General features: G+C 69.9%; 6 protein-coding genes. 4 read left to right on the top strand and 2 right to left on the bottom strand.

Annotated elements, in window-relative coordinates; translation table 11 throughout:
* Positions 1-359: divalent metal cation transporter (locus OXN85_06715; protein ID MCY3599645.1), on the bottom strand; the 359-nt coding region annotated here is incomplete at its 3' end.
* 157 nt (positions 360-516) lie between these two features.
* Between OXN85_06715 and OXN85_06710 the strand changes: the two genes are divergently transcribed.
* Positions 517-3,183: a M14 family zinc carboxypeptidase gene (locus tag OXN85_06710; protein MCY3599644.1), complete on the top strand. Its 2,667-nt coding sequence runs from the start codon at positions 517-519 to the stop codon at positions 3,181-3,183.
* A 119-nt stretch (positions 3,184-3,302) separates the two neighbouring features.
* Entirely contained in the window at positions 3,303-4,607 is a 1,305-nt protein-coding gene (locus tag OXN85_06705; GenBank protein MCY3599643.1) for a DUF4143 domain-containing protein, read from the top strand.
* A gap of 60 nt (positions 4,608-4,667) precedes the next feature.
* Here OXN85_06705 and OXN85_06700 read toward each other — a convergent pair whose 3' ends face one another.
* Positions 4,668-6,737: a S9 family peptidase gene (locus OXN85_06700; GenBank protein MCY3599642.1), complete on the bottom strand. Its 2,070-nt coding sequence runs from the start codon at positions 6,735-6,737 to the stop codon at positions 4,668-4,670.
* A gap of 183 nt (positions 6,738-6,920) precedes the next feature.
* Between OXN85_06700 and OXN85_06695 the strand changes: the two genes are divergently transcribed.
* Both OXN85_06695 and OXN85_06690 read left to right on the top strand, forming a co-directional pair.
* Positions 6,921-9,269: a choice-of-anchor B family protein gene (locus OXN85_06695; GenBank protein ID MCY3599641.1), complete on the top strand. Its 2,349-nt coding sequence runs from the start codon at positions 6,921-6,923 to the stop codon at positions 9,267-9,269.
* A gap of 14 nt (positions 9,270-9,283) precedes the next feature.
* Entirely contained in the window at positions 9,284-9,745 is a 462-nt protein-coding gene (locus tag OXN85_06690) for a DCC1-like thiol-disulfide oxidoreductase family protein (protein ID MCY3599640.1), read from the top strand.
* The last annotated feature ends 426 nt before the right edge of the window (positions 9,746-10,171 follow it).

Below are 10,171 nucleotides of genomic sequence, written 5' to 3'. Positions count from 1 at the left end.
TCCGCGCCGAAGGCGTAGCGGGTGAGGAACGCCATGAACATCGCGAGCGCCGCCAGCGAGATGATCGCGGTCACGAGGGTGATGGCGAGAAAGAGCCACAGCGCCCAGCGGCCGATGTCGCGGTAGCCCTCGACCAGGCTCCGCCGCGTGGCCGCCGCGTAGCGCGCTCCGTACTCGAAGAAGGGGTACTTGAGGACGAGCGCGAAGACGATCACGCCGACGAAGGCGAACCCCGCCTCCCCGCCCGCGCGCGTGGACTGCACGAGGTGGGAGACGCCGATCGAGGTCGCGGCCCAGATGAGGCCGGGGCCGAAGCTCCTCCAGAAGCTGGAGCGGGAACGCGCGGCGGGTTTGTTCATGGGGCTTCTCCGGCCGACCGTGGGTCGCGGGGCTGTGTGGAGCCTGACGATGCCCCTCCCCCGCCGGATGGTGCAACGGCCGGATGGTGCAACGCCGCGACGAACGTGCAATAGTGAGTCGCCGTCCGTCCAATCCCCGAACGCTGGAGAAGTCGCCGTGCTATCCACGCTCGCGCTCGCCGCGCTGATGCAGGCGCCCGCCGTGACGCAGGAACTCGCGCCCGGAACGCGCTACGACCCCGACATCCCGACGCTCGAAGAGGTGGCGGGACACGGCTTCCGCGACGTCGTCACGCCGCCGGCCGACGTCCTCCGCTACATCGAGGCGCTCGCCGCGGCGGCGCCGGAGCGGACGCATCTGATCCAGTACGGGGAGAGCTGGGAGGGGCGGCCGCTCGTCGTCCTCGTCATCGGCTCGGCGGAACGCATGGCGCGGCTCGAGGAGGTCAAGGCCGGGATCGCGCGGCTCGCCGACCCCCGCGGCCTGTCCGACGAGGAGGCGGAAGCGCTGCTGGCCGAGCTTCCGGTCGTCACCGCGCTGATGCACTCGATTCACGGCGACGAGATCAGCCCCAGCGGCGCCGCGATGGCCGAAGCCTACCATCTGCTCGCGGCGACGGGGGATCCCGACGTGGATCTCATCCTCTCGGAGTCGCTCGTCCTCATCGATCCCCTGGAGAACCCGGACGGGCGGAACCGCTTCGTGTACCAGAACTCGGTCGCGCAGGCGCGCTGGCCGGACGAGGCCCGCATCTCCGCCGAGCACGACCCGCCGTGGCCCGGCGGCCGCGGGAACCACTACCTGTTCGACCTCAACCGGGACCTCTTCATCCAGAGCCAGGTCGAGACCCGCGGGAAGGTGGACATCTTCCTCGAGTTCCGCCCCCACATCGTGGCGGACCTGCACGAGATGGGAGGGGACGCGACCTACTTCTTCCCGCCGACGGCGCCGCCCTCCAACCCCTGGTTCGGGGAGCGGCAGGTCGCGCTCATGGACGTGTTCGGGGAGGCGATCGCGGCGCGCTTCGACGAGCGCGGCTTCGCCTACTTCAACCGGGACGTGTACGACCTCTTCTATCCGGGCTACGTGGACATGTGGCCGATGGGCTACGGCGCGCTGGGGATGACGTACGAGCAGGCGGGTTCGGGCGGTCTCAGGCTGCGGCAGTCGGACGACGACCTGCTCACCTACGGCGACGGCGTGCTGCACCACTTCACGGCGGGGATCGAGACCGCGCTCACGTCCGCGCGGAACCGGGACCGGATCCTGCGGGACTACCTGGCGTACCTGCGCGAGGGGATCGCGCTCGGGCAGCGGGGACCGGCCGAGATCGTGCTCCACTCGGCGCACGACCCGGGGATGGCGGAGCGGCTCGCCCTCATGCTCGTCGAGAACGGGATCGAGGTGTTCCGCGCCTCCGGCCCGGTGACGGCCGGCGACCGGACGCTACCGGCCGGTTCGAGCTTCATCGTGCCGCTCGACCAGCCCGCGCACCGCCTCATCCATAACCTGCTCGACGCGCATGTGCCGATGGAGGAGGAGTTCGTGCAGCGGCAGATCGAACGCCGCGCGAACCGGCAGCCGGACGAGATCTACGACCTGACCGCGTGGAGCCAGCCGCTGCTGTGGGACGTGGAGGCGGTCGAGACCGCCGCGACGGGCGCGCGCGGCGCGGCGCTGACCGCGAGCGACGCGGCCGCGCGCCCGGAGGTGGCCGGCGACGCGGACGGAGGCGACGGCGGGGGCGACGGCGGAGTCGGGCCCGTCGACCCGCTGCCCGAGGCGCTCGTCGGGTACCTCGTCCCCTGGGGCACGAACGGGGCCGCGGCGGTCGCCGAGGCGCTGCGCGAGGGCCTCCGTGTCCGGGCCGCCGGTGCGGAGTTCACGCTGGACGGCCGCCGCTTCGGCGTCGGCACCGCCATCCTCCGGGCAGCCGAGAACGGCCCCGACCTGCGCCAGCGCCTGGCCGGCATCGCCGCACGGCACCGCGCCGAGGTCGTGCCGGTCGACGACGCGTACGTGCGCGAGGGCATGTCGCTCGGCAGCCGCTACGTCCGGGCGCTGAGCGAGCCGCGCGTGCTCCTCGTCTACGATTCCCCGGGCGGGAGCTACTCCGTGGGCTGGACGCGCTACGTCCTCGAGCGGCGCTACGGCCAGCGCACGACGGCCGTGCGGGCGTCCAGCCTCGGTCAGGCGCGGCTGGCGGACTACGACGTCATCGTCTTCCCGAGCGGCAACTACGGCGGCGCCGTGGGCGACGGCCTGCGCGACCGCCTCCAGGCGTGGATGCGCGACGGCGGCACGCTCATCACGATGGCGGAGTCCTCGCGCTGGGCCTCCCGGGCGGGGCTCCTCGCCACCGAGGCGGAGCGCCGGGGCGGCCGCGCCGAGGGCGACGACCCGCCGGAGCCCGACACCCCCGAGCAACCCATTGAGTACCTCGACGCGATCTCGCCCGAAGACGAGTCGCCGGAGGGCGTGCCCGGCGCGATCCTGCGCACGCTGCTCGACACGGAACACTGGCTCGCCGCCGGCACCGATGGCGAGATCGGCGTCCTCGTCTCGGGCTCCCGCGTCTTCCGTCCGATCACGCTCGACGAGGGCACGAACGTGGGACGCTACGCGGCACTCGAGAACCTGGTGCTGAGCGGAATCGTGTGGGAGGAGTCGCGCCCGCAACTCGCGAGCAAGGCCTTCCTCATCCATCAACCTGTGGGACGCGGCCAGCTCGTCGCGTTCGCCGAAGACCCGAACTACCGCGCCTACACCGAGGCGACGCAACTCCTGTTCATGAACGCCGTCCTCCTCGGCCCCGGCCGCTAGCCCGAGCACCGGACATTGCAAGAGTACGACCACGCGCGTTGCAGGACTACGATCGAAGATATTGCAACATATCGACTGTATACGTTGCAAATCGCCAAACGGACCAACATATTCCGATCATGGTACCCGATCCCCGATCCGTTTCGGACTACATCCCCCGCGTCGCGGACCGCGAGTTGGCCCGGCGGCTCGCTTCCGCGGGGGCTGTCGTCATCGAGGGCCCCCGCGTGTGCGGAAAGACGACAACCGCCCGGCAGGCGGCATCGAGCGAACTACTCATGGATGCCGACCCGTCCGTGAACGAGGCGATGGCGGTGGACCCGCGGCTCCTCCTGGAAGGTCCCGAACCCCGGCTGATCGACGAGTGGCAGGTGGAACCGGCCATCTGGAACTACATCCGCCGGGCGGTGGATGACCGCCCCGGCAGAGGGCACTTCATTCTCACGGGATCGGCGGTCCCTCCCGACGACATCACGCGGCACACGGGCGCCGGACGGATGAGTCGAGTTCGGCTCCGTCCCATGTCGCTGTTCGAGCTGGCGGGCACGAAGGGCCACCGCCCGCAGAAGCCGGCCGGCGGCGGTGTCTCGTTGACGCGCCTGCTCCGCGGAGAGGCCGCGCCAAGCCTGAAACACGAACTCTCGCTCGACGAAATCGTGGAGCTGCTGTGCGTGGGCGGATGGCCCGGGCACCTCCGCGCACCGTCGGTGGAAGACGCGCTGGTGGCCAACCGGGACTACCTCGACGAGATCTGTCGCACCGACATCCGGCGTGTCGATGGCATCGCGAGAGATCCCGAAAGAGTGAGACGGTTTCTGAGTTCGATCGCACGCAATACGGCGACGTGTGCCACCGTCGCGACGATGGCGGCAGACGCGGGCGGCTCGGACGCCTCGCTCTCGCGCGAGACCGCGCACTCGTACCTGGGCGCGCTCGAGCGGCTCATGGTTGTCGAGCATCAGCCGCCGTGGGCCCCGCACCTTCGCTCGCGTTCGCGACTCAGGAACACGCCGAAGCGGCACTTCGCGGACCCGTCTCTCGCCGTGGCCGCCCTGGGCGCCGGGCCGGAACACCTGCTGCGCGACCTTCAATGGTTCGGGTTGCTATTCGAATCCATGGCCGTGCGGGACCTGCGCGTGTACGCACAGGGCAACCACGCGAGCGTCTACCACTACCGCGACAACACCGATCTCGAGGTGGACGCGATCGTGGACGGAGGGCCGAGCAGGTGGGCGGCCTTCGAGATCAAGCTCGGCGCAGGACGCATCGAGGAGGCGGCGCAAACTCTACTGAAGTTCGCGGACCGGGTCGACACGGAGCGCACCGGCGAACCGGCGGCGCTGGGCGTGATCACGGGCAGTCCCTACGGCTACCACCGCCCGGATGGCGTAAACGTCATCCCCATCGGCGCGCTCGGACCCTGACCGGGCCGGGGGCGGCTGGCGCCCCGGCCCGTCAAGGCTGCGGGTCAGAAGGCCTGCGGGTCAGGAGCTGGCGTCGTCGGAGACGGCGCGGGTGTCGCCGTCGTCGTGCGTGCCGAACTTCTCGAACCAGGTGCGCAGGAAGAGTTGCGTGCGCAGGAAGTTCGACGGCGTGCTGCTCGTCCCGTGCCACTCGTTGTGGAAGCGGATCATGGCCGTCGGCACCCGCTCCATCTTGAGCGCCTGGTAGTACTCCTCGGTCTGCGGCATCGGCGTCCGCAGGTCCATCTCCCCCGTCATGAGCATGGTGGGCGTCGTCACGTTGCCCACGTACATGAGCGGCGAGCGGCGCAGGTGCTCGGAGGGGTCGTCCCACGGGAAGTGCTCGAAGTTCCGGTACCAGCCGGGCCCGTCCGTCGTCCCCACGAACGAGAGCCAGTTCGTGACCGGGCAGTTCGCCGAGGCGGCCCGGAAGCGGTCGGTGTGGCCGACGACCCATGAGGTGAGCACGCCGCCGCCGGAGCAGCCGTACACGAACATGTTGTCCTCGTCGACGTAGCCGCGCTCGATGACCTCGTCCACGCCCGCCATCAGGTCATCGAAATCCTGTGACGGATAGGCGTTCTTGATCGCGTTCCCGAAGTCCGTCCCGTACCCGGAGCTGCCGCGCGGGTTGGTGTAGACGACGACGTAGCCGTTCGCGGCGTGCTCCTGCCAACCGAAGTTGAACCCGGTGTTGTACATGCCGTGCGGTCCACCGTGGATCGACAGGATGAGCGGGTATTTCTTCGACGGGTCGAAATCGGGCGGCTTCACGATCCAGCCCTGGATGTCCCAATCGTTCACCGACTTGTACCAGATCTCCTCGACCTCGCCGAGCGTGACCCCGGCCAGCACGTCCGCGTTCACCTCGGTGAGCTGCATGAGGTTGCCGCCGTCGTCGAGATCGAAGGAGACGACGTCGCCGGGACCGTGCGGCTCCGTCAGCGTGCCCATCGCCTTCCCGTCGTCCGTGAAGGAGCTGAGGCTGAGGAGGTGGTTGCCGCTCGTGACCTGCGTCACGCCGCCATCCACGGAGGCGAAGTGCAGGTTGCGCGTGCCCTTGCGGTTCACGTTGAAGTAGACGCCGCTCCCGTCGGGCGCCCACATGAGCTGCGGGCTCCCCCGCATGCCGCGGTCGAAGTCGCCCGAGATCTGACGCACGCCGGAGCCGTCCGGGTTCATGACGTAGATGTGGGAGTTCCGGTACGTGTCATCGTTCCAGGGCTGTCCCGAATAGGCGACGAGGCTGCCGTCGGGCGAGGGATAGGCGCCCCCGTCCGGCCCGTGCCGCGTGGTGAGCTGCCGAATCGCGCCCGAGGCGACGTCCACCGCGTAGATCTCGGACTCGCGCCAGTTGTACTCGGAGTCCTCCTCCCGCAGCGACGAGAAGTAGATCTCGGTCCCGTCCGCGCTCCACTGGGGGTTGCCGTGGTTCCACATGCCGTCGGTGAGCTGCCGCGGCGTGCCGCCGTCGGCCGGCACCACGAAGATGTGCGAGTGGCCTTGGTCGACGTACCCGCGGCGGTCCTGACGGTAGTCCATGCGCGTGACGATCTTCGGGCCCTGCGTCCAGTTGGCCCCCTCCGGCCGGCTCGGCAGGTCAATGGGCCAGCTCTCCGCGTCCTCCACCAGCATCGTGAACGCGATGTGGGTCCCGTCCGGCGACCAGCGCAGGCTGCCGGGCGAGTGCTCCAGCCGCGTGATCTGGGTCGTGGCGCCCTCCGCGTCCATCCAGCGGACCCAGATCTGCGAGCCCTCCGGATCGCCCGACGCCGTGTAGGCGATGCGCGTGCCGTCCGGAGACCAGATGGCGCCGGAGCCGTCGATCAGCTCCCGCTTGCGGGTACCGTCGGCGTTCATGATGTAGAGCGTGGACTCCCACCGGTCGTTCATCTGGTCGATCCAGCCGCGCGTGTACACGACGTGCTGGCCATCGGGGGAGATCTGTGGGTTCGAGACCCGTTCCCAGTCCATGTACATGTCGAGGGAGAGGGTCTTCATCCCGTCGCCGTTCTGGGCCGAGACCGGCGCCGGGCTGACGAAAAGGAGAAGAAGCAGGCTCGCGGAAGCGAAGCGGGCGGCACGATTCATGATGACCTCCTGCGAAAAGCGGGATATGTGCAGATCTGCAACGTACACGGGGGGATGTGGGGAAGGAAACCATCGGGTCGGCGCGGACGCTGGCGTGGCGGGCCGGTTGTGATGCAGCTTGCAATGCTCGGTCATCGGTGGACTGGGCAGCTTGGCAGGATGTAACTCCGGGAGAGGGATCTCATGAATCGGCGAATTCTTTTCGTGGCGGCGGGGCTGGCGCTGGCGGGTCCGGCGGTCGTGGGCGCGCAGCAGTTCGGCGGTGCGCTGGCCGTGAGCGGCGACCAGGTGCTGGTCGGCGAAGCGGGCAACGGCACGATGTCGGGCATCGTGTGGGTCTACGGCCTGACGGGTTCGGGCTGGGCGGAGACGGGGCAGGTCACGGTGTCCGACCAGGTGCGGGTTCCGGACGGGTTCGGGCGGGCGGTCGCCACGCAGGGGGACTGGCTGTGGGCGGGCGCTCCGCTCGAAGCGGACGGGGCCGGCGCGGTCTACCTGTTCCGGTCCGACGGGGCGGGTGGCTGGGAGCGGACGGCTCGGCTCGAGGCGCCGGAGGGTGCGCGGGCGTTCGGGAGCGCCATCGCGCTGGCCGAGGGCGTCGCGATCGTGTCTTCCCCCGCAGCGGATGACGGACGGGGGGCGGTGTTCTCGTATACGCTGGGCTCCGACGGGTCCGCGTCCGCGGGCATGGCGTTGCGGCGAGCGGAGGGCGTGGCCACCGAGGGGTTCGGTGCGGCGCTGGCCCTCGACGGCGAGACGCTGCTCGTCGGCACGCGGGAGTCCGGCGACGCGCCGCCCGTCGTGTTCGCCTTCGCCCGCGGCGGTTCGGGGTCGTGGACGGCGGCCGGGACGCTCGAAGCGCCGTCGCTCCAGGAGCGCAGCGGATTCGGGGCCTCGCTCGCCGTGCGCGACGGCTTCGCGCTGGTGGGCGCCCCGACCCTCAGGGAGAGCGGCGGGGCCGTCTTCGCCTTCTCGCGGGGCGCCGAGGGCTGGGCGATGGAGGCGCGCCTCGGCCCGCTCCTGCCGGAACCCAACGCGCAGTTCGGGTCCTCCCTCGGCTTCGACGGCGGCGACATCCTCATCGGGGCGCCGGGCAGCGGCATGGGCGCCGGCACTCTCTACGCCTACCGGCGAGACGCCGAGGGCCAGTGGCGCGAGGCTTCCATCCTCCTGCGCTCTCCCCTCGGCGAGCGCTCCGGCTTCGCCGGCGCGGCGACACAATCCGGCGAGCACCTCGTCATCGGCGCGACGGGCCTCGACTCCGGCGCCGGCGCCGCCGTCGTCTACGAACGGTCCGCCGCCGGCTCGTGGGAGGAGGGCGGCACCCTCGTCAACGACTACCGCGGCTTCCCCGCCATCGCCGGCGAGGAGATCGAGTGCACCGAGGGGCAGGCGCATGTCTTCGAGTGCCGGGACGTGAACATCACCGCCTTCATGCCGATCAAGGACCTCGGCGGCACGCGCGCCACGCGCGTCAACGACATCTGGGGCTGGACCGACCCCGAGACCGGCCGCGAAATCGCGATCGTCGGGCGTACGGACGGCACCTCGTTCGTCGACGTCAGCGACCCGCACCACCCGCGCTTCCTCGGCGACCTGCCCGCCACGGAGGGCTCGCGGCACATGATCTGGCGCGACATCAAGGTCTATCGCGACCACGCCTACATCGTCGCGGACGCGGCGCTGGAGCACGGCGTGCAGGTGTTCGACCTGCGGCAACTGCGCGACGTGGGCGCGGAACCCGTGACGTTCGAGGAGACGTTCCTCTACGACGGGATCCACTCGGCCCACAACATCGTCATCAACGAGGAGACCGGCTTCGCCTATGCCGTCGGGAACAGCGGCGGAGGCGAGACGTGTGGCGGCGGCCTCCACATGATCGATCTCGAGGATCCGGCCCAGCCCGTCTTCGCGGGCTGCTTCGCGCAGGAGGGGACGGGACGCCGGGGCACGGGCTACGTGCACGACGCCCAGTGCGTCATCTACCGCGGCCCCGACGCCGAGCACGTGGGCAAGGAGATCTGCCTCGGCTCGAACGAGACGGCGTTCAACATCGCGGATGTGAGCGACAAGGACGCGCCCGTCGGCCTCGCCACGATCGACTATCCGAACGTCGCCTACGCGCACCAGGGCTGGCTGACCGACGATCACCGCTACTTCTACATGAACGACGAGGGGGATGAGCCCCAGGGTCTCGTGGAGGGGACGCGCACACTGGTGTGGGACGTGACGGACCTCGACGATCCGATCCTCGTCACCGAGTACATCGCGGAGACGACAGCTACCGACCACAACCTCTACATCGTCGGCGACCTCATGTACCAGTCGAACTACTCGGCCGGATTCCGCGTGCTCGACATCTCGGACCCGGAGAACCCGGTCGAGATCGGCTTCTTCGACACCTCGCCCTACCAGGGCGGCGCGTCGTGGAGCAACTACCCCTACTTCGCGAGCGGCACGATCGCCGTGACGGGGACCGGGGACGGGCTCTTCCTGCTCAAGAACATGGCGAGACCCCGCCTCGTGCCGTGACCTGAGGGCGACGCGTGCCCGCCGATCCGGATCCGGGCCTGGAAGGCCGCCCCATCGTCCTCTTCGACGGCGTCTGCAACCTGTGTGCGGGCGCCGTCCGTTTCATCATCCGCCGGGACCGCCGCGGCCGCTTCCGCTTCGCCGCGCTTCAGTCCGACGCGGGACGCCGGATCCTCGCGGAACAAGGGGCGTCGCTACCGGAAGCCGGAGAGCCGCTACCGGAAGCCGGAGAGCCGCCTGAATCCCTGATCCTCGTCGCGGACGGACGCACCCACGCGCGAAGCGGAGCGGCGTTTCGCATCGCGGCCGGGCTCGACGGGGGATGGCCGCTGCTCGCCGTCTTCCTGGTCATCCCCGCCCCGCTGCGCGACCTCGCCTACCGCCTCGTAGCCCGGAACCGCTACCGCTGGTTCGGCAAGCAGACCGCCTGCGAACTCCCCCGCACCGACGAAAGCTGGCGCTTCCTCGACGCCTGAGCAGGTCACCCCCAAACCGTCTTGATAGCCGGATGTGCCCGTACCGGAGAATTGCGTCAGAGCCCTCGTTCGAGGGTTCGGCGGGGGCGGTACTGGTGTACCCGGTGTGGACTTGAGACCCGACCGGCGGGGTTCGATCCCCCGCGCCTCCACCTCTCCCTCGAAAGAGGGTTCGGCGGGGGCGGTACTGGTGTACCCGGTGCGGGCTTGACACTCCACCGGCGGGGTTCGATCCCCCGCGCCTCCACCTCTCCCTCGAAAGAGGGTTCGGCGGGGGCGGTACTGGTGTACCCGGTTAGGGCTTGACACTCGACCGGCGGGGTTCGATCCCCCGCGCCTCCACCTATCCCTCTGTGCGTCAACCTATTGTGGGCTCGCAGGCCCGTAAAGCTGTGTTCCTCCTGGATCATGTGGTGCTCGCTCAAC

Origin of the sequence: Candidatus Palauibacter australiensis (assembly GCA_026705295.1) — a bacterium.
Taxonomy (GTDB): Bacteria; Gemmatimonadota; Gemmatimonadetes; order Palauibacterales; family Palauibacteraceae; genus Palauibacter; species Palauibacter australiensis.
This window is presented reverse-complemented; position numbering and strand designations above follow the sequence as displayed.

What these genes read in the sequence shown, in the direction of transcription:
- OXN85_06700 (MCY3599642.1), bottom strand. Translation starts at nt 6,737, where the DNA reads ATGAATCGTGCCGCCCGCTTCGCTTCCGCGAGCCTGCTTCTTCTCCTT.
- OXN85_06695 (MCY3599641.1), top strand. Translation starts at nt 6,921, where the DNA reads ATGAATCGGCGAATTCTTTTCGTGGCGGCGGGGCTGGCGCTGGCGGGT.
- OXN85_06705 (MCY3599643.1), top strand. Translation starts at nt 3,303, where the DNA reads ATGGTACCCGATCCCCGATCCGTTTCGGACTACATCCCCCGCGTCGCG.